Origin of the sequence: Parasegetibacter sp. NRK P23, from assembly GCF_023721715.1 — a bacterium.
Classification (GTDB): Bacteria; Bacteroidota; Bacteroidia; order Chitinophagales; family Chitinophagaceae; genus Parasegetibacter.
In genome coordinates this window covers 1658215-1679097 of record NZ_JAMDLG010000001.1, presented here as the reverse complement: position 1 = coordinate 1679097, position 20883 = coordinate 1658215, and the positions used below count along the sequence as shown (strand labels likewise).

At 48.0% G+C, this 20883-nt stretch carries 22 protein-coding genes; 10 read left to right on the top strand and 12 right to left on the bottom strand.

From position 1 onward, the window contains the following. Positions 1–95: 95 nt before the first annotated feature. Positions 96–1613 carry a DUF4394 domain-containing protein gene (locus M4J38_RS06775; protein WP_251758784.1) on the bottom strand — a complete coding sequence of 506 codons (1518 nt, stop codon included), beginning with the start codon at positions 1611–1613 and terminating at the stop codon, positions 96–98. Between the two features lie 16 nt (positions 1614–1629). Between M4J38_RS06775 and M4J38_RS06770 the strand changes: the two genes are divergently transcribed. Next, positions 1630–2169 carry a hypothetical protein gene (locus tag M4J38_RS06770; protein ID WP_251758783.1) on the top strand — a complete coding sequence of 180 codons (540 nt, stop codon included), beginning with the start codon at positions 1630–1632 and terminating at the stop codon, positions 2167–2169. On the opposite strand, the gene M4J38_RS06765 is transcribed toward M4J38_RS06770, so the two are convergent. Then, a complete protein-coding gene (locus tag M4J38_RS06765; RefSeq protein WP_251758782.1) occupies positions 2149–3474 on the bottom strand; it encodes a DEAD/DEAH box helicase in 1326 nt (441 codons plus the stop codon). The two genes, M4J38_RS06770 and M4J38_RS06765, sit on opposite strands and share 21 nt — an antisense overlap. A gap of 260 nt (positions 3475–3734) precedes the next feature. Next, positions 3735–4973, bottom strand: a complete 1239-nt coding sequence (serA, locus tag M4J38_RS06760; protein WP_251758781.1) for a phosphoglycerate dehydrogenase — start codon at positions 4971–4973, stop codon at positions 3735–3737. A gap of 131 nt (positions 4974–5104) precedes the next feature. On the opposite strand from serA, the gene M4J38_RS06755 reads away from it, so the two are divergent. From M4J38_RS06755 to M4J38_RS06730, 6 genes are all read left to right on the top strand, one after another. Then, the gene (locus M4J38_RS06755) at positions 5105–6226 is read left to right on the top strand and encodes a serine hydrolase (RefSeq protein ID WP_251758780.1); all 1122 of its coding nucleotides are present in this window, start codon (positions 5105–5107) and stop codon (positions 6224–6226) included. A gap of 35 nt (positions 6227–6261) precedes the next feature. Next, positions 6262–7770 (top strand): NAD(P)H-hydrate dehydratase, encoded by a 1509-nt coding sequence (locus tag M4J38_RS06750; RefSeq protein WP_251758779.1) that lies wholly within the window; start codon positions 6262–6264, stop codon positions 7768–7770. A 77-nt stretch (positions 7771–7847) separates the two neighbouring features. Continuing rightward, entirely contained in the window at positions 7848–10124 is a 2277-nt protein-coding gene (locus M4J38_RS06745; protein WP_251758778.1) for a sodium-translocating pyrophosphatase, read from the top strand. Between the two features lie 87 nt (positions 10125–10211). After that, positions 10212–10685 carry a hypothetical protein gene (locus M4J38_RS06740; protein WP_251758777.1) on the top strand — a complete coding sequence of 158 codons (474 nt, stop codon included), beginning with the start codon at positions 10212–10214 and terminating at the stop codon, positions 10683–10685. 104 nt (positions 10686–10789) lie between these two features. Beyond that, positions 10790–11173 carry a BlaI/MecI/CopY family transcriptional regulator gene (locus tag M4J38_RS06735; protein WP_251758776.1) on the top strand — a complete coding sequence of 128 codons (384 nt, stop codon included), beginning with the start codon at positions 10790–10792 and terminating at the stop codon, positions 11171–11173. Positions 11174–11182: 9 nt separating this feature from the next. Continuing rightward, complete coding sequence (locus tag M4J38_RS06730) at positions 11183–12820, top strand: M56 family metallopeptidase (RefSeq protein ID WP_251758775.1); 1638 nt, start codon at positions 11183–11185, stop codon at positions 12818–12820. On the opposite strand, the gene M4J38_RS06725 is transcribed toward M4J38_RS06730, so the two are convergent. The 3 genes from M4J38_RS06725 to M4J38_RS06715 are packed head-to-tail and all read right to left on the bottom strand — an operon-like array spanning position 12817 to position 16255. Next, positions 12817–14535 carry a hypothetical protein gene (locus M4J38_RS06725; RefSeq protein ID WP_251758774.1) on the bottom strand — a complete coding sequence of 573 codons (1719 nt, stop codon included), beginning with the start codon at positions 14533–14535 and terminating at the stop codon, positions 12817–12819. The genes M4J38_RS06730 and M4J38_RS06725 overlap by 4 nt on opposite strands. An 8-nt stretch (positions 14536–14543) precedes the next feature. Beyond that, the gene (locus tag M4J38_RS06720) at positions 14544–15596 is read right to left on the bottom strand and encodes a type IX secretion system membrane protein PorP/SprF (RefSeq protein WP_251758773.1); all 1053 of its coding nucleotides are present in this window, start codon (positions 15594–15596) and stop codon (positions 14544–14546) included. Positions 15597–15640: 44 nt separating this feature from the next. Beyond that, positions 15641–16255: a WbqC family protein gene (locus M4J38_RS06715; RefSeq protein WP_251758772.1), complete on the bottom strand. Its 615-nt coding sequence runs from the start codon at positions 16253–16255 to the stop codon at positions 15641–15643. Positions 16256–16611: 356 nt separating this feature from the next. Between M4J38_RS06715 and M4J38_RS06710 the strand changes: the two genes are divergently transcribed. Continuing rightward, positions 16612–17028 carry an LEA type 2 family protein gene (locus M4J38_RS06710; RefSeq protein WP_251758771.1) on the top strand — a complete coding sequence of 139 codons (417 nt, stop codon included), beginning with the start codon at positions 16612–16614 and terminating at the stop codon, positions 17026–17028. On the opposite strand, the gene M4J38_RS19810 is transcribed toward M4J38_RS06710, so the two are convergent. Next, positions 17025–17666, bottom strand: a complete 642-nt coding sequence (locus M4J38_RS19810; RefSeq protein ID WP_308217816.1) for an NUDIX domain-containing protein — start codon at positions 17664–17666, stop codon at positions 17025–17027. The two genes, M4J38_RS06710 and M4J38_RS19810, sit on opposite strands and share 4 nt — an antisense overlap. A 44-nt stretch (positions 17667–17710) precedes the next feature. On the opposite strand from M4J38_RS19810, the gene pyrE reads away from it, so the two are divergent. Continuing rightward, complete coding sequence (gene pyrE / locus M4J38_RS06700; protein ID WP_251758770.1) at positions 17711–18340, top strand: orotate phosphoribosyltransferase; 630 nt, start codon at positions 17711–17713, stop codon at positions 18338–18340. 17 nt (positions 18341–18357) lie between these two features. Beyond that, the gene (locus tag M4J38_RS06695; RefSeq protein WP_251758769.1) at positions 18358–18699 is read left to right on the top strand and encodes a heavy-metal-associated domain-containing protein; all 342 of its coding nucleotides are present in this window, start codon (positions 18358–18360) and stop codon (positions 18697–18699) included. 73 nt (positions 18700–18772) lie between these two features. Here M4J38_RS06695 and ftsY read toward each other — a convergent pair whose 3' ends face one another. The 5 genes from ftsY to M4J38_RS06670 form a co-directional block, all read right to left on the bottom strand. After that, on the bottom strand, positions 18773–19735 hold the full coding sequence (gene ftsY / locus M4J38_RS06690) for a signal recognition particle-docking protein FtsY (RefSeq protein WP_251758768.1): 963 nt from the start codon (positions 19733–19735) through the stop codon (positions 18773–18775). A 90-nt stretch (positions 19736–19825) separates the two neighbouring features. After that, the gene (locus M4J38_RS06685) at positions 19826–19999 is read right to left on the bottom strand and encodes a DUF4295 family protein (protein ID WP_251758767.1); all 174 of its coding nucleotides are present in this window, start codon (positions 19997–19999) and stop codon (positions 19826–19828) included. Positions 20000–20034: 35 nt separating this feature from the next. Further along, positions 20035–20217, bottom strand: a complete 183-nt coding sequence (rpmG, locus tag M4J38_RS06680; protein WP_251758766.1) for a 50S ribosomal protein L33 — start codon at positions 20215–20217, stop codon at positions 20035–20037. 24 nt (positions 20218–20241) lie between these two features. Then, entirely contained in the window at positions 20242–20478 is a 237-nt protein-coding gene (rpmB, locus tag M4J38_RS06675) for a 50S ribosomal protein L28 (RefSeq protein ID WP_251758765.1), read from the bottom strand. Positions 20479–20637: 159 nt separating this feature from the next. Then, positions 20638–20874: a hypothetical protein gene (locus tag M4J38_RS06670; RefSeq protein WP_251758764.1), complete on the bottom strand. Its 237-nt coding sequence runs from the start codon at positions 20872–20874 to the stop codon at positions 20638–20640. Between the last annotated feature and the right edge of the window lie 9 nt (positions 20875–20883).

Genomic DNA, 20883 nt, shown 5'->3' with positions numbered 1-20883 from the left:
AAAGAAATCAATAAGAAGCGGCCGTATCAGATGGATACGGCCGCTCTTTTTCCTGACACCCTGGAAAAATATATACAGCTTAATGCTGCATGTGCTTATAGTCCCGGAGAAACTGCCATAGCAGATACCTGGGTTCCGAAACTGCTCATCATAGTAGCTCTACCCGTAGTGAGGTTTATGGAATAGATGCCCGTAGCAGTACCACTGGTCAATACCGCATAAGCCATCCCGGTTCTTCCCCCGATATCAAATCCGTTGCTCCCGTTGAACATCCCGCCAAGTGTACCAATTTCAACCAATGTACCATTATTGGGAGGATCCTGTTTAAACAATTTGCCAGCTGCCGCATCCACCACGAAGAGCGTTGTGGTAGTTGCCCCCGCAAAATTATTCGTATACGCGGCCGCTGTAACGGCCGGCGTTCCCGGGTTGAGCATGCCATCCACCATTGCTACGGTGCCATCATTAGGGTTAAGGCGTAAGTTCTGTCCCATATTGCTCACTAACCTTATGCGGTCAACCGTAGGGTTGAAGTCGAAGCCAAATTCGGTTCCCATCAAGGCAGTCGCAAATACATTACCCACCTGCGTGAAAGCAGCGTTGGAAGTATTTACGGTATATATTCTGCCGGTGGAACCAAGCGCATACAGCTGACTGTTGGCCGGACGAAAATCCAGTCCAACAATTTTGTCTCCGGTTGCAATGCCGGTCGCTGGTTTGGACACCATATACGAAGGCATCATCGGGTTAAAGATGATCAGTCCGTTCGATGCATCAGTGGCATAAGCTACAGGTGCGCTCTGAATGGCCAGTCCTATTACGGCTTGTGCGATTTTTGTAACCATAGTCGCCTTTCCCGTGTTCACATCAATGAAATAAAGGCCGGTGCCACTGTTGGTGGTGAGCGCTGCGATACTTACTTTATTATCCGGGCTGATATCGAATGCCGCCACCCCGGAAAAATTGACTTTCAACGCACCAACTTCTTCGAGCTTACCATCGTTGGGCGGATTCTGCTTGTATAATTTTTGTGTCGTTGCATCAATATCGAACAATACCGTGGAAGTAGCACCTGCCTTACTATTCGTGTAGGCTGCACCTGTAATGGCCGCGTTCATAACGCCATTGATATTGCCATCGGTAGCCACCACAGTTCCTGTTTCAGGATTCATACGGAGGTTCTGGCCCTTATCTGTAATCACCCGCAGGCGATCAACTGTGGGGTTAAAATCGATGGAAACTTTTGTACTGTTTAAAGCGGGTGTAAACGGTTCCGCCCCCACCTGCTTCGCCATTCCATTATCAGGATTGATCACGAAGAGTTTGCTCATATTGCTGATCCCGTAAAGCTGACCTGTAGCCGGCCTGAAGTCGATGCTTACAATATTCTCCCCCGAAGCTATACCGGAAATGGGCGTTGTGGCCAGTGGCATTGATGGATTTTCTCCGTTATATTTGATCAGCGCATTAGAAGTGGTGAGCAAGTAAAAATCAACCGCTTCTATTGACTGTCCCATGTCATCTTTTTTATCTTTTTTGCAGGATGAAAGGCTGAGCAGCAAACCGGTTAAAGCCAGCATGCCTGCTTTTGAAAGTGTTAAGCTTGGTTTCATATCATTAATTTCCGCTATGAACGAAAAAAAGGATACCCTGGATTTGATTTTGAAGAACAAATTGCAGGAAGGGCACAACAAAGAAATTTGTGAGGAAGTACTTACTTACATAGGCGATGATAAAAAGAAAGTGGATGCACTGGTTAATATAGTGGGGAGCAGCGATAAAAAACTATCACAGCGGGCTTCCTGGGTATTGGGCTATGTGGGTGAAAGGAGCCACTATCACCTTGTTCCACACCTCGGTAAATTGCTGGAGTGGATGGTGGAACCTAACCGACATCCCGCCATCCGGAGAAATATCACACGTGCATTACAATATGTTCACCTGCCGGAAGACTTCCTCGGTGCGGTAATGGATACCTGCTTCCGTTTCCTGGAAGATCCGAAAGAAGCCGCTGCCGTAAAAGCTTTTTCTATTTCAATCCTGGAAAACCTCTGGTATGAATATCCTGAGATCGGGGATGAACTCAGGATAATACTGACAACATTAATGGAGGATGCCCTTCCTTCATTTAAAGTAAGGGCCAGGAGATTACTCTCCCTGCTTGGGTGAAGCGTTCCCGCCACCTCTTTGTCCGCCACCGGATCGTTGTCCCTTATGCTGTTCTTTGTTGTGCTGGTGCCTGGGCGGCTGCCTGCGGTTAAAATTGTTGCCCCCGCCCTTTCTGTTGCCGCCAAAATTTCGTCCGCCACCGCTGCCGCGACCTGCACCTGGATTGTATTCAGGAACCGGACCCAGTTCTTCCGGAACAGGTAACTTACTTACTTCCCTTTCCATCAATTGTTCCACCTGGTGGAACCTGCGCTGATCGCGTGGGGTAATGAAAGTGATGGCGGTTCCCGTGGTAGCTGCACGGGCGGTACGACCAATACGGTGAATATAATCTTCGGGATCAGGCGGCACGTCGTAGTTCACCACCAACCCTATTCCCTCCACATCGATACCACGGGAAAGCACATCGGTACCGATCAGTATCGGTAGCCTGCGGCTTTTAAATTGTTGTAGGATCGCCTCCCTTTCCGCCTGCTCCAGGTCGGAGTGGAAAGCTTCAATACCAAAGCCTTTGCGCTTTAAAGTGGTATGCAGCTTTTTCACCGTTTCCTTTGTGGAGGCGAAGATGATGATGCTTTGGTGCGGTGTATCTTTCAGGAGGGAACTAATGAGCGGTGTTTTCTGTTCATCGAAAACCATGTAAGCCTGTTGCAGAATACCTTCTGCGGGTTTGGAAACCGAGATGTTGATCTGTTCGGGTTCGTGCAGAATCTTATTGGCCAGCGTCCTGATCTTTGGTGGCATGGTGGCCGAGAACAACAGCGTCTGCCTTTTCTGCGGCAGGAACTGAATGATGCGGACGATATCGTCATAGAAACCCATGTCCAGCATCCTGTCGGCCTCATCCAGGATAAGGTGTTCCAGGTGGTGAAAATTGATGGCGCCGGAAGCAAGATGGCCGATCAACCTGCCTGGTGTGGCGATAATAATATCCGCGCCTTCCAGGATGGCTTTCTTCTGTTGGGTCCACAATGCGCCATCGCCACCGCCATAAATGGCCATGGAACTTACGCCGGTAAAATAACCGATGCCCTCCACCTGCTGGTCGATCTGCTGCGCAAGTTCCCTTGTGGGGGCGAGGATCAGGGTGTTCAGTTTACGGTCTTCTTTCTGCATCAGTTTGTGGATCACCGGCAGCAGATAGGCAGCGGTTTTCCCTGTTCCTGTTTGTGCGCAGGCCACGAGGTCCTTATCTTGTAAAATTATGGGGATCGCTTGTTGTTGGATGGGGGTGGGCGTATTAAAATTCATCGCTTCCAAACCTTCCATCAACTGTTCATCTAAATTAAAATCTGCAAAAGTCACCTTTCTGTTCTGTTTTATTTTTCGAAAAAGCAAAATGCCTTTCTTCTTACTGCATTCAATATACTGACGTGTAAATATAAGGGATTGTTGAGGTATGAAGGTATTTTGTATGGCGACCTTGATATTCAATTCAAAAAACACCTTCTGAAAATCTCTATAAAAAATTGAAAATCAATTCACAAAATCCATCAATTGATCTTTTATGAAAGAAGCCCGGCTAACTAAATCAGCCGGGCTTCATCATTTTATGCGGAAGGAGATTAATACAACATTCTCACTTTGATGGTTTCTTTCACTTCTTTCAGCAGTTGAAATGCCTGGGCGGAAAGTTTCTTATCCACATCCAGCACCACGTAACCAATCTCATCATTCGTTTTGAGGTATTGACTCAGAATGTTGATCTTATGGTTGGAAAGCTGGGTGTTGATTTCAGAAAGTACTCCGGGTACGTTGTTGTGAATGTGCAGAATCCGGTGCGTACCTTCCTGTGGTGGTAAACTGAGTGATGGTACGGTATGCGAGCCTGTGGTGCCGCCCATTTCCAGGTACTGGAACAACTTATTGCTCACATCTTCGCCAATGTTTTGCTGGGCTTCTTCTGTTGAACCTCCTATGTGCGGGGTGAGGATCACGTTGGAAAGGTTCTGCAGCGGTGTGGTGAATGTATCGCCATTCTTTTCCGGTTCCCAGGGATACACATCAATACCGGCACCGCCTACGGTACCGTCTTCCAGGGCTTTCGCGAGCGCATCCAGGTCTACCACTTCCCCACGGGCATAGTTCAGCAAAATGGCTCCTTTCTTAAAATGTTTTAATACTGATTTATTAATAAGATTCTTTGTTTGTGCGGTTTCAGGAACATGCAACGTAATTACATCGGCCTGAGACACCACATCTTTCAGCGTCTTTTTAGCAACTGCGTTACCAAGAGGTAACTTTGTTACCACATCGTAAAAGATCACTTTCATGCCGAAAGCTTCCGCCAGCACGCTCACCTGCGAACCGATATTTCCGTAGCCGATGATGCCCAGTGTTTTGCCCCTCAGCTCATAACTTCCTTTGGCATCCTTCATCCAGGTGCCTTCATGCGCGGCTTTATTCTTATCAACAATTTTACGGATCAGCATTACGGAGGCGCCCATTACCAGTTCGGCCACGGAACGGGTGTTGGAGTAAGGGGCATTGAATACGGCCACCCCGTGTTTGCGGGCGCTTTTCAGGTCGACCTGGTTCACACCGATGCAGAAACAGCCGATGGCCTGTAATTTGGTGGCGGCTTTTAATACGTTTTCGGTGATCTGTGTTTTGGAACGGATACCCAGCAAATGAACATCTTTCACCGCTTTAATGAGTTCTTCTTCCGAAAGCGCTCCCCCGAGTTTCTTCACATTGCTGTAGCCGGATTCCTTGAAATGATTAACGGCTTTATCGCTGATGTTCTCGAGGAAAAGAATATTGATCTTCTCCTTGGGGTAGCTCGTTGTTTTCTTTTCTGCCATGTTGAGTGCTATGTTTGTTTTGAGGTGGGCTAAGTTACAGGATAAAAAAGAAAAAACTGTCCTTACCTTTGTCCCAGTTTGTATCACTCCGAAAAGAATATCCGTTGAAATTCACTTTCGTTATTTTCAGCTTGAGCATCTTATTAGCAACAGGTTGTTTCCAGACAGAACCCGGGCGGGTGGCCGAAGTAACGGCAGACAGCACAACGAGCCGTCTTTCCCCGGCAGAACATGCGAGGTACGCCAACGCCGCCAGGCATTTTTACGATTCGGCGCTTGCGCCCATCGGTTTCAATGGTGCGATGCTGGTCGCTAAAAATGGCGAGATCGTGTTCGAACAGTATTCGGGTACCCGTCACCTCAAAGGAACAGATACCATTGATGCGAATACCTCATTCCATCTGGCTTCCGTTTCAAAGACTTTTACCGCCATGGCGATCCTGAAACTGTGGGAGGAAAAGAAACTCTCCCTGAGCGATTCCCTGGGCAAATATTTCCCGGCCTTCCCCTATCCCGGTATTGATATCCGGATGCTACTGAACCACCGCAGCGGCCTGGCCAACTATACGCATTATCTCGACCATTACAAATGGGACAAGAAAATCAGGGCCACCAATAAGGATGTGCTTCAATCGCTTTATACCTACAGGCCCCCGCTGCAGTTCGCCACCGGCAGACACTTCAGCTACTGCAATACGAACTATGCGCTGCTGGCGCTGATTATAGAACAGGTGAGCGGAAAATGGTACGGTGAATACCTTGCGGAAACATTTTTCCGCCCTTTGAAAATGGACAACAGTTTCGTTTTCCAATGGTCCGATTCCGCACGTGTAACCCCTTCCTACGAATACAATACCCGCCTCTACCCTTTCGATTTCCTGGACCTGGTTTATGGCGACAAAAACATTTACAGTACACCCCGTGATCTTCTCAAATGGGACCAGGCGCTGTATGCAGGAAAATTGTTTTCAGCGGCAACCATGGATTCCGCCTTTACGCCTTACAGCCTTGAAAAACCCGGCGTGCGTAACTACGGACTGGGTTGGCGCATGCAGGTGCCGGCTTCAGGGCCAAAAGTAATCTACCACAATGGATGGTGGCACGGCAACAATACCGTGTTCACCAGGCTGATCGCCGATACCGCTACGATAATTGTGTTGGGCAACAAGCGCAATGGCGCGATTTACAGGGTCAAGCCACTGTTCAGGTACTTCCCGCATTATGGGGGAAGCCAGGAAGAACTGGAAGAATAACCACCCGTTTGCCTTAATTGAACGAACTTCAGGGCATGAAACTGCTTACAGTTGAAGCGACAAGAGCATGGGACGAATGGACCATTCAACAGGAACCCATATCCTCCACCGACCTGATGGAACGGGCCGCAAAAGCGTGTACCCATTGGATCACGGAAAAATTCAATACGTCTTCCCCATTCGTTATATTGGCGGGAACCGGTAATAATGGGGGTGACGGACTTGCGATCGCAAGGTTATTATCGGAGAAAAACTACACCGTTTCAGTTTACGTGATCGCAACAGATAAAGCCCAAAAAAGCGCGGATTTTACGGTGAACCTGGAACGACTTGAACACGCGGGCGTTCCTGTAATCACCATTCAAGATGAAAAAACTATTCCTGCCATTCCGGGTGACGCAATTGTTATTGATGCGCTTTTCGGCAGCGGCCTGAACCGCGCGCTGGAAGGCATATATGCCGCGACGGTGCGCCATATCAACATTTCTAAAGCAGTAGTGGTATCCATCGATATACCCTCGGGCATGTTCATGGACCGGTACGATGAAGATGCTCCTTGCGTTAAAGCTGATTTCACCCTGAGTTTCCAGCTCACCAAATTGCCGTTCCTGCTCCCGGAGTATGGTGCGCTTTCCGGGGAAGTACATGTTTTGGATATTGGTCTCAGCCCCGATTTTCCGGGATTGGAAGAAGCCCGGTTTGAAACGATTGAATCCTCGCTGATCACTTCTATCCTTCCGCACCGCACCTCATTTGCACACAAGGGTACTTATGGCCATGCTTTGTTGGTGGCCGGAAAACCCGGCATGATGGGCGCGGCGGTATTGGCAGCAGCTTCCTGCACCCGGAGTGGAGCGGGTAAACTTACCGTAATGACCACCTGGGAGGAGCGCCACATCTTACAAACCGCGGTGCCGGAAGCAATGGTCATTGAACTTTCCCAGGAAAATATCTCCGGCTGGATATCAGATAAAAATATCCAGTCCATTGGTATCGGACCGGGCTGGGGTACCGCTTCGGATCAGGTGGCATATCTTGAAAAAATATTTAAGCACTTTTCACAACCTATTGTAATTGATGCAGATGCATTGAATATTCTTTCGCAAAACAAATACCTTTGGTACCATATTCCGGCAGGATCATTGCTTACGCCACATCCGGGCGAGTTTGCACGCCTCACCGGAAAACCCTCCGACGGGTTCTCCTCCCTTGAACAGGCGCTTCACCTGGCGGCATTGCACAATATATATGTGGTATTGAAAGGAAGGTTCACCTTTATCGCGACGCCTGAAGGAAGAGGATACTTCAATACGACAGGGAATCCCGGAATGGCCACCGGCGGCAGTGGTGATGTATTAGCAGGATTGCTCACCGGTTTGCTGGCACAGAAACTTTCGCCGCTTCACGCCTGCCTGGCAGGCGTTTGGCTGCACGGAAAGGCGGGCGATGTCGCGGCCACGAACAACCACCCCATCAGTATGAAGGCCGGAGATATTATCAAGTCACTTCCGGCTGCCTTTTCAACAGTTTCTATCGGTTATTAACATTCGCAGGTATTTCTTTTTTTTATCAAACGAAAAAAGAATATTTTGAATGACTAAAAAAAATCGGACCTACGCTTATGGACAAACTCATCTACCTGGTGCCGGTTATGGGCGCCATTGGACTGCTCTACACGCTTGCCAAATTTAATTGGGTATCTAAACAGGATGCCGGAAACGACCGCATGAAGGAAATCAGCACGTACATCGCCGAAGGAGCGATGGCCTTCCTGAAAGCGGAGTACAAAATTCTCTCTTATTTCGTAATTGTGGTGGCGCTCCTGCTTGGTTTTATGGCCAGCAGGAACGAACATTCGCACTGGACCATCGCTGTGGCCTTTGTCATCGGCGCGATATTCAGTGCCCTGGCCGGTTTCATCGGCATGCGCATTGCCACAAAGAGTAATGTGCGCACGGCGCAGGCCGCAAGAACCAGTCTCAGCAAAGCGCTGGCTGTGTCTTTCACGGGCGGCTCCGTAATGGGATTGGGCGTAGCCGGGCTCGCCGTATTGGGATTAGGAGGCTTATTCATCATCCTGGTACAAATGTTCGCGCCAGGCCTGGCCGCCAATGATCAACTGGTCGCAAAGGCCATCGAAGTGCTCACGGGCTTTTCGCTGGGTGCCGAATCCATCGCGCTCTTCGCCCGCGTGGGTGGTGGCATCTACACGAAGGCCGCCGATGTTGGCGCCGACCTCGTGGGGAAAGTGGAAGCCGGCATTCCAGAAGACGATCCCCGCAACCCCGCTACCATCGCCGATAACGTAGGCGATAACGTGGGGGACGTGGCCGGAATGGGCGCCGACCTGTTCGGCTCTTATGTGGCAACGGTACTGGCGACCATGGTGCTGGGACAGGAAGCTATTGCAACCGATGCTTTTAACGGATATTCGCCAATACTTCTTCCAATGGTGATCGCCGGTGTCGGAATTCTCTTCTCTATCGTAGGAACATTCTTTGTCAGGATTTCAGATAAATCGGGCATCAGTACCGATGCAGTTCAACGAGCATTGAATATGGGGAACTGGGGCTCTATCGTACTTACAGCAATTGCCTCCGTTGTGCTCGTTTACCTAATACTTCCGGAAACGGCTTTCTACCTGAGCCGCGATTATGTTTGGGTAAATGGAACCAGAACGGATGAAGTTGTTGCCGGGGCTTCTGCCATCACGCAAAACGGGGTGATCGGAGCTATTTTGGTTGGCCTTGTAGTAGGTACGCTTATGAGCATCATCACCGAGTATTACACCGCCATGGGCAAACGTCCGGTGATGTCCATTATCAGGCAATCAGCCACGGGGCACGCCACCAATGTAATCGGTGGATTGGCGGTTGGAATGGAATCCACGTTCCTCCCCATCTTAGTGCTTGCAGGTGGTATTTATGGTTCTTACGCATTCGCCGGGCTTTACGGTGTTGCCATTGCCGCCGCGGGTATGATGGCCACCACCGCCATGCAGCTCGCCATTGACGCATTTGGTCCTATCGCCGACAATGCCGGGGGAATCGCGGAAATGAGTGAACTGCCCAAAGAAGTACGGGAAAAAACCGACGTACTGGACGCCGTGGGCAATACCACCGCCGCTACCGGTAAAGGGTTTGCGATTGCTTCCGCCGCGCTTACCGCACTGGCATTGTTCGCCGCTTTTGTTGGTGTGGCGGGCATCAGCGGTATAGATATTTATAAGGCGGATGTGCTGGCCTGCCTGTTTGTTGGCGGCATGATTCCTTTCATCTTTTCTTCCCTCGCCATCCGTGCGGTAGGCGAAGCGGCCATGAGTATGGTGGAAGAAGTGAGAAGGCAATTCAAAAACATTCCCGGTATCATGGAAGGAACCGCCAAACCCGAATACGATAAATGCGTGGCCATCTCTACCCAGGCTTCCATCCAGAAGATGATGATGCCGGGTGCCATCGCTATTCTTTCTCCCATCATTATCGGTTTCCTCATGGGCCCCGAAGCGCTGGGTGGTTTCCTCGCAGGCGCCACCGTGAGCGGCGTACTGATGGGGATGTTCCAGAACAATGCAGGCGGAGCATGGGACAATGCCAAGAAGAGCTTCGAGAAAGGCGTGAACATCAATGGGGAACTTTTCTACAAAAAGTCTGAACCGCATAAAGCCTCCGTTACAGGCGATACGGTGGGTGATCCCTTCAAAGATACTTCAGGGCCATCGATGAATATTTTGATCAAATTGATGTCGATCGTATCTTTGGTGCTCGCTCCCACACTGGCAAGCCTGCACGGCACCAGGGAAACAGCGAAAACAAACGAACAAAAGGTGACCCCGGTGGTAAAAACGGCTACCGTTCACCATGAGGGACACGTTAAAAATACCATCCCCTTCGGGGAATAAAAGAGGTACTAATCAAAACCTTAAACATGAAGTCCCGGTATGTCTATACTGGGGCTTTTTATTTTTATAAACCTTTAAAAGAACCTTATGCGCTTTCTACCTTTGTTTGCTTTGCTGGCTATCTCCGGCTTCCATTGTAAGAACAACGCTTCTGAAAAAAAAGAAGAAACTTTCCGGCCCTCAGAGGAACAGCCCGCCCCGGCTATTTCCCCCGACCGCACCGATGTGCGTAAGGAACCTGCCGCGCAATACGTAGAAGACCTTCCCGGCGGCTTTCAATACAAGGCTGAATTGTATGAAACCCCAAAAACATTCTCCTATGTCCTGAAATTGAAATACCAGGAATTTACCGCAGAGGATACCGTAAGATTGCCCGATTTTGGCATTATGCCCGAACCCGTTCTCCAGAAAGGAGAAGGAAAAAACGTTATTCTGCTGGGCTTCAAGGATAAAAAGGGAGCATTCCGCGAATACAAAACCATTACCGCCACGGACGATAAGCTATCCGTAAAAACAAGCAAATACTACACGGTGACCAAGTACACCACTACCGTTCAATAACACCACGCTTACGCCCGTTCGTAAATGTTAAATTTTATGAACGGGCGTTCGTATTTTTTGTTATTACGAAACTAATCGTAAATTGGACGCAGAAAAGTAAAAGTATGTCGCAGACAAAGACCATTAAGCCCACGGAGAGCGAACTGGAGATACTGCAGGTGCTGTGGGAAAAGAAGACCGCCACCGTAAGGGAGGTACACGAGGAACTGCTGAAAACCAAGGAAGCAGGTTATACCACTACCCTGAAACTGATGCAGATTATGCACGAAAAAGGACTCGTGCTGCGCGATGATTCCATTAAAACTCATATTTACCAGCCGGCGGTTACCAGGGAAAGAACACAAAAGCACCTGTTGGGCAAAATGATCGATAATCTTTTCGGCGGTTCTCCCACGCAACTTGTTATACAAGCGCTGGGCAACCACCAAACCACCAAAGAGGAGCTGGAGGAACTGGAGCGTTTGATTGATCAGTTGAAACGTCAATAAACCGTTTGTATGCAAACACTGGTACAGTCTGCTTTCTTACAATCCCTGGGATGGGCCATCGTTCAAAGCACCTGGCAAATTACTATCCTGTGGCTGGTTTATAAATTGATCGCGCAACTTTTTTTGCGCAGTCACCATGGCGCGCGCATCATGCTGGCCATGTTCTCCCTGCTGGCGGGGCTGTGCGCGTTTATAGTAACCGCTGTTGTTCATTACAATGAACCCGAAGCTACCGGGTTTAGCGGTCATTTGTTCACGGGAACGCTGGCCCAATGGATGGATTCGATACTCCCTTATCTTTCTTCCATCTATCTGCTGTTGCTGGTGGCTGGTTCCGTGAAATTCATGCGTGCTTTCGGCTATGTGCGCACACTTCAACAGGAAAAACACGCTAAAATGCCCTTTGAATGGCGGCTTTTCACCCGTGAGAGCGCCGCAATCCTGGGCATAAAAAAACACATACACATCTGGCTGTCTGAGTTGGCCGACAGTCCCGTTACGGTTGGGTTCTTTAAACCCATGATCCTGATTCCGGTTTCCATGGTGAACCAGCTTTCCGCCGAACAAATGGAAGCCGTGATTCTTCATGAACTCGCGCACATCAAAAGGAACGATTACTTATTGAATATACTGCTGGCGGTGATGGAAGGTGTTCTTTTCTTCCACCCCTTCGTTCACCTGCTGGGAAAAGAAATTCGTAAAGACCGTGAGTTTCTTTGCGACGACCTGGTACTTCAATTCCGCTATAAGCCCGCAATGTATGCAGCGGCTCTTTTACAGGCAGAAAAAAACAGACTGGTCCTGAAGCAGAACCGTTTGCAGCTCGCAGCCATTGGTGAGAAGGACGCACTGATGGAAAGGGTGCAACGCATTACCGGAATGCCGGTGCACAGAAAAAAAATATCGTTCCAACCCTTCGTGGCGGCTTTATTACTGCTGCTCCTGGGTGTACTCCCATTAAGGGTTCCGGTTACACCAAAAGAAAACGATACAACAACAGGTGACCGCAACTTTGGCGATTATCCCATGGCGGTAGCCTCACTTTTCCAGGAAAGAACACCTTCGGTAATTGTATCGGATGCGGTAACAGAAGAAAGAACAGAACTGGCTGAAACCACTATTACGAGCGAATCAGATGGCGCGGATGCAGCTATTTTCTCCCCTGAAACATTTACCTGGCACGAAGACGAACCGAAGGATCAGTTCATTGCGGTGGCCGATAAAGAATACACCATTGTTGTAGACGGTGAAAAATATACAGGCAAAGTTACCGCTAACGCCACAGCGGCCGTAACAGCAGAGGCGAAACCATTTACCATTACACTTACCAAAGATTCCACGGCGTTGCTGCTGTACAACCTTGTTCAGGGTGAGTACATGAAAGCGCTTGACCTGGGTAAATTATCGAGCTTCCTCGACAAACTGGACTGGGAAAAGATCGCCCACGAGCAGGCCAAAGGAATGGAATCGATCCACCTGATGCAGGAGGAGATTGCTAAAGCGATGAAAGATGTGCAGTGGGAGCAATTGAAAGCCAGCGCCGCCCAGATAGCCCTTGAAGTGGAAGCCGCTCAACTGAGCGCCAAGACCTTAGATTCTTTGCGTATCATCGCAAAGAAGAAGGCAAAGCCCATTATCAGGCTCTAATCTTTGCGCAGCACTTCAACCCTGTCTTTATCCTTACCTAAAGCGCCAGCGCCCGCGATTTCCTTCATGCCTGAGAATACGCCTTTCCATATCAGGTTGAACATTGATTTGTCGGTGTCGCGCCGATACCTTACCACCACATGTTTTTCACGTTTCCTGTTGTCTGATTTAAGTACAAAAGCATTGGCGACAAGGCTGAGCAATCCTCTTTTTTTGTACCCTCCGTCCTGCTCCTGCTTCAGCATACTGGCCTTCAGACCTGAATATTTAAAATGCAGGTCCGTGGTGGAGAAATGATCGTTTCCCCTGATGGCAAACTTCAGGGTTTCAACGTTTCCGGAATCGATGCGCACTTCGCCCAGGTGAATGGTTGCCTTGTTCAGCACCTTCATGTCGAGGGGAGCAAAATCAGCTTTTACGGTAAAATCACCGTCTGGGGAAGCGGGGTACAACATGAAAGTGGTTTTAACTGCCGTGGTTCCCATAAAACGGGTATCCGCATCCACCATTACCGGTTCTGCGCCTGAACCTACACTCCTGATGGGTTTCACCACCGCATAGGTACCGGTGAATTTTACTTCCCCCGTTTCTTCCGTCTTATCCGATCTTTCCCGGTAAACAATATCGGAACCGGTGAGCACACATACATCCACATCTATCGGTAGCCCGGAATGTTGTAGCAACTGGTGCGGATATTTCCCCAACCTGGTTTTGCCGTCGAATTTTTTGGTGCGGTCCTTATAAACGCCAATGAACGCGTTCCGTAAATACAGTGAATCGGCTACGATCACACCTTTCCGGAGCAACTGATCGTACTGGAAATTTACCAGTTTTATCGTGGGGACTGATACATTAAAACGTTCCAGTTGAGTGGAAATCCGCTTACTGTATTCTTGCTCGGTATACAGGGGCTGCAACTTAAAATTGCGGATGGTGGTATGGGTGTTCCCGGCAATCACCATGCGCAGTGTGTCGAATTTCAGTTTATAGTTTTCATTTTTGAGCGGCGCCTCAAATTGCCAGGATTGCACCACCAGGGATTTTGTAAAGAGGAACCTGCTGCTGTCAAGTGCCGAGGAATCATTCAGCAGAAAGTCCTCCGCAAAAATGTTCAGGTTCTTTAAAAATGTGGTATCCCGTTGTTTTTCAGAATTGATGTACCGGAGATTCAGGGAAGAGAAGAGCACCGTATCCACGGCTATTTTGCGCACATCTTTTTTGATGCGGTCATAAAGTCCTTCTGCATCGAAAGCTGTGGTATCCTTTTTTTGCCTTTTGCTCCTGTTTACCAAAGAATCGGTATGAATCACTTCCACCAGTACCTCGTGCAGTTGAATGGATTGCAGCATGATGGATTTATCGGCAATGAAATCGGCCGGAGTGATGTTGTTGATGGTCAGTTTGTCGGCGCTGAAGGAAAAAAGGTCCGGGGCCGCTGATCCGTTGTTCACCTGGTCCTGGTACACCGCCTGATCAGGAACAAGTTTCAGTTCGTATAAATGAACCTGTAATTTTTCAGGTACCACTTTAATGGAACCGATCTCCAGGTTGTACAACCCGCCGCTACCCTGCTCCACCAGTCGCTCCAATTCTTTTTGCATCTTCCTGGCGGCCACATTCGAGGAGGCTACCCATCGGAAAACGAACCACCCGGTGATAACGGCCAGACCGATAAAAAGTCCTATCCAGATCCATTTACGCGAAAGCATAGGCATGATGGGGTTTACCAAACGTTTCTCGGGCACCAGTCACCGTACCTGTTACCGATCAGGAATCCCAGCATGAATTCGTGGGTCCCCCTGCTTACGGTGCTTAAAAGCGTATTGGTATGGTCGTACGCGTACCCGATATTGAACGTATTAGAAATATTCACGCCAACCATGGCCTGCCATCCATTTCCGGTGCGGAATCCACCGCCCGCCCAGAGCAAGTCGCGGTATTGAAGTTTAATATTAAGGTCCGCCTGAACCGATGCAGGCTGAACATATTTGGCCATAATGGAGGGAAGCGCCGAAACATCATCACTTAAAAAGAACCGGTAGCCAGTGGTAAAGAACAGGTGCGGAACCAGTTTCCCTTCTTCTGTTGTAACCGTATTATCAGCCTCCGAAAAGCGGAGGGCTTGCGGGATCACCTGCTGGGCCGACAAACCAGCGAAAAAATTAGCCCCGTAAAGCCAGACGCCCGCTGAAAGATCCGGCCGAACGTTGTTCAGCGCCCCGTTCCCATACACGGCAGGATCCACCACCGTATTCACGAAATCAAGTTTGCTCCTGTTTAAAGAAGTGTTTGAAACGCCAGCGCCAAAGCCAGCGGAGAGCGCCAGCGCAGGGGTGAGCCCCAGGTGATAAGCGTAAGTAGCCTGGGCCGAGAACCGGTTGAGCGGGCCTGTTCTGTCGTTCACCACCTGCAGACCGATGCCATGATGGGGTTCCGGAACAGTATAGGATTCCCAGTAAGCTTTTCCCCTTGGATTTTCTCCCGGAACAGCAAATGAGGTTGCGTTTGTTCTGTAGTCTTTTTTCCCCAAAGGGCCCTGTATGGTCAGGTAAGTGGTAACGGGCGTCCCATCTATACCGGCCCATTGGTGACGGTGGCTGAGTTTGACATCGGTGTAGTTTTCAATGCCACTGAGTGCCGGATTCAGCACATAATTATTAAAGATGTATTGCGTATAATGTGGGCGTTGCTGAGCGGCTACCTCCTGAAATACAAAAGATAAACAGAAAAGGCCTGCCAGGAAACAGGCACTGAAAACGTAACGCCGCAGCTTCATATAGCAATGGTTGAACCTGTAATATATCGAATATCCCGCATGCTTTACGATCCGGCGAGAAAATCCCTGGCTGAAGGACCTGTACAGAAAATGAGGTCAAGCACCGATAAGTTGGGTTGAAACCCGTGCCGCTCTCCGAACACCTGGGGGTACACGGGTGCATCTCCCGAAAGATAGTTTTTGGGCAGCCATTGGTCTGTTACATCTTCCCGGTTTTCTTCCTGAATAACGTCCGTGGCATCTTGTATCACCCTCCAATCCGGTTTCCATTTCAGGCTTTCAAGGCTCCATTTCCAACAGGCTTCATCCCACTCCCAGAGGTATTCAAAACGCAGTTCAAATAAAATTTCAAGTGTGTGCTTATAATACTCGAACCAGGGTGATCTGTTGTATGCGGAAACAATAGAACGCCAATGTTGTACCTGCCATTTTTGCTGATTGTCGATTTTTACTTCACGCATTGGAATACGCTGGTTCCTCCCGTGAACGAGTGGAACGGACAATTCGATGATGCCATTACCCCCTGATAGGAGGGTCCTGTTCCGAAAACTCATTTTTTTATAAGGATGATATACGTCAAATTCAATATTTGTTACCCGAAACAAAGTTTTATAATAGTTAATACACCCAAAATATTGAAATTCAGTTATTAAAGTCATTATATTATATAGAATTTAATTCGAGGTTAACTTATGTTGAAAAAAGTATTTACAAACCTGATTTTTCCGATTTTTTGATTTAGTAAAAAATAAATTAAAGATCATAATTAATTGATTATTAATTATTTAATTGATAATAGCAATACTAATAAAATTAGATGTTTATAAACAGATAATGCTGTCATTCTGCCACCCTGTAAAGCTAATACTTTTAGTAAAGGTTTTCTTAATTTTTTCTGTGCTCGTTCTACATGGAACAGTTTTTCTACTACATTTATTTCTGCTACAAAATCCATCAGATATCAATAAGATCGAAATATAAAATGGGTACTTCAATTAAAATTACAGGTGTAATAATGGCAGCTTCGATATTTGCTGCCTGCGGGAAGCCAAAGGACCTTCAGTATGTTTCCACCACCAATTGGGGAATAGAACAGATGGGATCAAAGCAAACCACCATTAACGCGGAGGTGCGTTATTTTAACCCGAACAGCTTTGCGCTTCAACTCAAAAAAGCGGACTGTGATGTATTTGTGGAGGATAAATTCCTGGGACATTTCGTACTGGACACACTGCTACGGATGCCCGCAAAAGACACGTTTATGATCCCCGTTAGTCTGCAAACGGAGACAGGTAAATTGCTCGGTGCCGGACTGGCCCTGTTGAAAAAAGAGGTTAAAGTTCGCGTGAACGGAAATGTAAAAGTGGGGCGCTCCGGTATTTTTATGAATGTTCCCCTTCAATACGAAGGCATTCAACGGATCGAATTTTAATAAAAACCCCGCAGTTCGGGGAGCAGTTTTTCGACCACATCACGGATACTCGGGAAAGTGTTTTCCATGTATTTGTCCAGGTCGGTCAGGGCTACCCACTCCGTTTGCAAGATATCCTCCTCGGTCTGGGGCGTGAGTTTATCCTGGTTTTTGGTGCGCATCAGGAACCAGTGAGAAGGTTTGAGGATATGATGCCCGCTCTCATTATAAGTATGATAAGTGGTTAAAAGCGGTTTGATAAGTGCTACTTCTTCCAGACCTGTTTCCTCCATCACTTCCCTTACGGCGCATTCTGAAGGTGTTTCTCCGGTTTCCATTTTTCCTTTGGGAAGGTCCCATTTTCCTCTTCTGAAGATCAGCAGCAGTTCATTCCTTTCGTTCAGTACGGCACCGCCGGCAGCTTCCACGATCATGAATTTTTTCCAGAAAGCCTTTTGCAGGGCAAGCGGGTCTTCGTGGAGAAATATCCCCGCATGCACTTTGGGTTGTTCCATTTCGTGCAGCATGGATTTTACCGCGGGGAGCGAAAATTCATCGATAAAAACAGCATCATCGTGGTGGAGGAAAGGTTCAAGTTCAGGCGTAATCTTATCGGTCAGGAACAGGGGCTTATCGTTGAAAAAAATTTTAAGAAGCATGCGGTGCAGTATTTAGAAAGCGAATTATCGGCTACCTTCGCGCCATGGTAAACGAAAAAGCAGTAGCCGAAAAACTTTTACAAAGTAACGCTATCCGGTTGAATGTTCAGGAACCTTTTACCTGGGCGTCAGGATGGAAAAGTCCCATTTATTGCGACAACAGAAAAGTGCTTTCTTTCCCTTTCATCCGTGATTTTGTGAAGTCGGAGATGAGCAATGTCCTCTTTGAAAAATTCCCTGAAGCCGATGTGCTTGCGGGCGTGGCCACCGCCGGAATCGCCTGGGGTGCCCTGGCTGCCGATCAGTTGAAACTGCCTTATATGTATGTTCGTCCCAAGCCCAAAGAGCACGGGTTAGGCAACCAAATTGAAGGCGCTTACGAAGCCGGGCAGAAAGTGGTGGTGATTGAAGACCTGATTTCCACGGGAAAAAGCAGTTTACAGGTAGTGGATGTACTCCGTGCGGCAGGACTGGAAGTGGTGGGCATGGTATCCATTTTCAATTACGGATTCCCCGTGGCGGCCGAAGCTTTCGAAAAAGCGGGTGTGCCCTGGATTTCTTTAACGAATTATTCCAGTCTGATCAGTTTGGCGATAGAGAAAGGAATTGTAACTTCCGACCAGGAAAATCTGCTCCTGCAATGGCGGGAAAATCCTTCCACCTGGGGCAGGTAAACATTAAAATAATACGTATGAAAAAATCCGTTCAATTGTTGCTGGCCACTTTATTCCTGGCCGTTTCCGGAGCCTTCGCGCAAACGCCTAAAGTGAAGACTGAAAAAATCCCGACGCCTACCGTTCAATGTGAAATGTGCAAGAACAAGATTGAGAACTACCTGAAAAGGGTGGATGGCGTGCAAACTGTGAAAGTAGATTACAAAAAGAAAGAGACCACCGTAAAATACATTACCGACCGCACCAATATTGAGGCGATTAAAACACATATCGCGAATGTGGGTTATGATGCCGGTGATGTAACAGCGGAGCCTGAGGCGTATAAGAAGTTGCCTTCCTGCTGTAAGAAAAAGGAATAAGCTTTCGATGTGAGAATATTGGGAAAGGATGCTGAATTTGTTTCAGTGTCCTTTTTTGTTTTATTTCACGCGATTATTCTTCCAGTTTGAACAGGCTGTCCACGAATTCTCCTTTATCGAACACCAGCAAATCTTCAATCTTTTCACCCACACCGATGAACTTCACCGGAATTTTGAACTGGTTGGCGATGGCCAATACAACACCGCCCTTGGCAGTGCCATCCAGTTTGGTGATGGAAAGTGCGGTAACCTCGGTTGCGGCTGTAAAATGTTTGGCCTGTTCCAGCGCGTTCTGCCCTGTGGAGCCATCCAGTACCAGCATCACTTCGTGGGGGGCATCCGGAATCACTTTCTGCACCACGCGTTTTATTTTGGAGAGTTCCTCCATCAGGTGGGCTTTGTTGTGCAGGCGACCAGCCGTATCGATCAGGATAACGTCGGCTCCTTTGGCCACACCGCTGTTCACGGTATCGAAGGCCACGGAAGCGGGATCGCTGCCCATTTCCTTTTTCACGATAGGTACCCCCGCCCTTTCGCTCCAGATGGTGAGTTGATCTACCGCCGCAGCCCGGAAAGTATCGGCTGCTCCAAGCAATACGGAGTAACCGGCAGACTTAAAGTTATGCGCAAGTTTCCCGATGGTAGTTGTCTTTCCAACACCATTAACGCCCACTACCAATATCACGTACGGGCGTTTCCCTTCGGGAAGTTTGTAGCCTGCGTAACTGTTTTCGGGCGCATCCACCAGTATACCCTGGATCTCTTCGCGGAGGATGCGGTTGAGTTCCCCGGTGTTAAGGTATTTATCTTTGGCGACCCTTTCTTCAATCCTTTTGATGATCTGTACGGTGGTATCAATCCCCACATCGGCGCCAACCAGGGCTTCTTCCACGCTATCGAGCACTTCGTCATCCACGGTACTTTTCCCGGCGATGGCCTTGGTGATTTTGGAAAAGAAACTTTCTTTGGTTTTCTGCAATCCCTGGTCCAGGCTTTCCTTTTCTTTCTTACCGAACAGTTTACCGAAAAATCCCATAGTACAATTTTGATGAGGGCAAAGGTATAACAGAAAAAGCCGTTCCCGTATGAAAGAACAGCTTTTTGTGTATGTAATTACAGACCCGAATTATTTTTCGGACATGTAGTCTTTAACTTTCTCCTTGTGAACGATCGCTTCTTTGAAAGTGTAAGCGCCGGTTTTGGGGCTACGCACGGCCCTGATCACTTTGGTCCAGTTCTTCGCCTCTGCGGATGCTTTGGCATCTTTGATTTTCGCGTTCTTTGAAGCTGCTTTTGCCATGACTCAGATATTAATTAGTTAACAGTAAAAAGACCTTACTTGATCTCTTTGTGAACAGTTACTTTTTTCATGATGGGGTTGAATTTTTTCAACTCCATGCGCTCAGGGGTGTTCTTCTTGTTCTTGGTGGTGATGTAGCGACTTGTTCCAGCAAGACCAGAGTTTTTATGCTCGGTACATTCCAGGATCACCTGCACCCTGTTCCCTTTTTTTGCCATTTCTTATCTTTTGAAGGAGGTTAATTAAATAGAAACGCCTTTGGCTCTCAGTTCTTTCACTACGGTGTACAAACCGTTTTTGTTGATGGTACGGATAGCTTCAGAAGAAACTTTCAGCGTGATCCATTTGTCTTCCTCAGCCAAAAAGAATCTTTTTGTCTGCAGATTCGGTAAAAAACGACGCTTGGTTTTAATATTTGAATGCGATACGTGGTGACCACTGATCGGCTTTTTACCTGTTACCTGACATACTCTTGCCATGACTTATCGAAATTTAGGACGGCAAAGGTCGGAAAATCCCCCGAAACACCAAAATTAATTTAATCTTTTTAAGCGCCAGGCGGGAATACTTATACACAACTGTGTATTTCTTTGATTTGGAAGCTATCAGAAAGCGAAATTAAAGGAGTTTGTACACATTTACCCGGGCACTTCAGCATTATTTACCGATACGAGCAGATCCAGACGCGTAAGTAACTGCCCGTCCAGCTCCAGGTATTCCACGCCTTCCTTGGTGTACAGGTTGGTAATAAGTCCTTTGGCGGTATGCAGCGCACCGGCTTCATCCTTATACTGAATGTGAGCGGGCACTTTACGGGTAGACATCCCCTCAAGGATATCGTAATAGTTGCAATTGATGGGTTGATATGAATCCATGCCCTGAAT

Bases quoted from the DNA above. Each gene is read 5' to 3' on its own strand.
- M4J38_RS06775 (WP_251758784.1), bottom strand. From the start codon at position 1,613: ATGAAACCAAGCTTAACACTTTCAAAAGCAGGCATGCTGGCTTTAACC.
- M4J38_RS06770 (WP_251758783.1), top strand. From the start codon at position 1,630: ATGAACGAAAAAAAGGATACCCTGGATTTGATTTTGAAGAACAAATTG.
- serA (WP_251758781.1), bottom strand. From the start codon at position 4,973: ATGGCAGAAAAGAAAACAACGAGCTACCCCAAGGAGAAGATCAATATT.
- M4J38_RS06750 (WP_251758779.1), top strand. From the start codon at position 6,262: ATGAAACTGCTTACAGTTGAAGCGACAAGAGCATGGGACGAATGGACC.
- M4J38_RS06745 (WP_251758778.1), top strand. From the start codon at position 7,848: ATGGACAAACTCATCTACCTGGTGCCGGTTATGGGCGCCATTGGACTG.
- M4J38_RS06740 (WP_251758777.1), top strand. From the start codon at position 10,212: ATGCGCTTTCTACCTTTGTTTGCTTTGCTGGCTATCTCCGGCTTCCAT.
- M4J38_RS06735 (WP_251758776.1), top strand. From the start codon at position 10,790: ATGTCGCAGACAAAGACCATTAAGCCCACGGAGAGCGAACTGGAGATA.
- M4J38_RS06730 (WP_251758775.1), top strand. From the start codon at position 11,183: ATGCAAACACTGGTACAGTCTGCTTTCTTACAATCCCTGGGATGGGCC.
- M4J38_RS06725 (WP_251758774.1), bottom strand. From the start codon at position 14,535: ATGCCTATGCTTTCGCGTAAATGGATCTGGATAGGACTTTTTATCGGT.
- M4J38_RS06720 (WP_251758773.1), bottom strand. From the start codon at position 15,596: ATGAAGCTGCGGCGTTACGTTTTCAGTGCCTGTTTCCTGGCAGGCCTT.
- M4J38_RS06715 (WP_251758772.1), bottom strand. From the start codon at position 16,255: ATGACTTTAATAACTGAATTTCAATATTTTGGGTGTATTAACTATTAT.
- M4J38_RS06710 (WP_251758771.1), top strand. From the start codon at position 16,612: ATGGCAGCTTCGATATTTGCTGCCTGCGGGAAGCCAAAGGACCTTCAG.
- M4J38_RS19810 (WP_308217816.1), bottom strand. From the start codon at position 17,666: ATGCTTCTTAAAATTTTTTTCAACGATAAGCCCCTGTTCCTGACCGAT.
- pyrE (WP_251758770.1), top strand. From the start codon at position 17,711: ATGGTAAACGAAAAAGCAGTAGCCGAAAAACTTTTACAAAGTAACGCT.
- M4J38_RS06695 (WP_251758769.1), top strand. From the start codon at position 18,358: ATGAAAAAATCCGTTCAATTGTTGCTGGCCACTTTATTCCTGGCCGTT.
- ftsY (WP_251758768.1), bottom strand. From the start codon at position 19,735: ATGGGATTTTTCGGTAAACTGTTCGGTAAGAAAGAAAAGGAAAGCCTG.
- M4J38_RS06685 (WP_251758767.1), bottom strand. From the start codon at position 19,999: ATGGCAAAAGCAGCTTCAAAGAACGCGAAAATCAAAGATGCCAAAGCA.
- rpmG (WP_251758766.1), bottom strand. From the start codon at position 20,217: ATGGCAAAAAAAGGGAACAGGGTGCAGGTGATCCTGGAATGTACCGAG.
- rpmB (WP_251758765.1), bottom strand. From the start codon at position 20,478: ATGGCAAGAGTATGTCAGGTAACAGGTAAAAAGCCGATCAGTGGTCAC.
- M4J38_RS06670 (WP_251758764.1), bottom strand. From the start codon at position 20,874: ATGGATTCATATCAACCCATCAATTGCAACTATTACGATATCCTTGAG.